Annotated in this window: 1 protein-coding gene; it reads right to left on the bottom strand. The window is 47.2% G+C overall.

Going from position 1 to position 839, the window contains the following annotated elements; all coding sequences use genetic code 11:
- Nucleotides 1–839: hemagglutinin repeat-containing protein (locus J7R10_RS08305; RefSeq protein ID WP_208436445.1), on the bottom strand; the 839-nt coding region annotated here is incomplete at both ends.

The raw sequence follows: 839 nt of genomic DNA, 5'->3' as shown, positions 1-839 counted from the left end.
TTTTGCCCTGAAGATGATCCTCCATCTCATCTTTTCTTACCCCTATTGCTATCTCCCCTTGGGCACCAAGAGCAACATTGCCTTTCGCATCTATATCGGAAGCAGCAATATGAATATCTTGACCGGATATGACAGTGGTATCTTGTCCAGAACTTAAATGAGAGCCATTATGCAAGGCAACATGCGATGTTTGGTTGCTATTCTGATTGTCCATGCTGTTGCGTGTGGCATCAATCAAAACATTCCCCTCAGCTTGTAAATGCAAGCTCTTCTTTGCCTGAACATCAGAGCCTAGAACATTGAGATTCTTTCCAGAGACAAGTGTCGTTGAGCCCCCAGAGTTGACTCGCGATTTATGATGCATGGTGGAGTCACTATGCTCGCTGTGGTGATGGGTTGTGGCTGACCCTATTGTCAAGTTGCCTTGTTCTGTGGCCATTGTAAGATCACCTCCTGTGGTGATCCCAACCCCTGAGGCTGTGATACCTTGTTTAGCAATCACCGTTGCATTGCCACCGGCAGAAAGCGCCTCGGTGTTTAAAATAGTCTCCACGCCTTCAACGCCTGTTCGCCCTGCTTCAAAATGAATATCGTTCTCCGCAAGTAAAACAGCATCACCACCAGCAGCAAAATGCCCTCCTTGACTAAAGATATCCCCGCCATGCACATGCAATTGGTGTGATGCGGCAATTCGCCCTGAATTGGTTATCGCTGAATTGCTCGTATTCTGGCTGGTGATATTAACATCATCCCCCATGATCAAGGCACCAGAAGAGACAAAGGAGGCTCTGTCTTTTTCTGGAATGTAAAGCACCGGTGCATAAACATCCATGCCCTTG

The sequence above is a fragment of the Bartonella vinsonii subsp. berkhoffii ATCC 51672 genome (assembly GCF_902825225.1).
GTDB classification, from domain to species: Bacteria; Pseudomonadota; Alphaproteobacteria; order Rhizobiales; family Rhizobiaceae; genus Bartonella; species Bartonella berkhoffii.
Note: the sequence above shows the minus strand (reverse complement) of the source record. Positions and strands in the feature narration are given on the sequence as shown.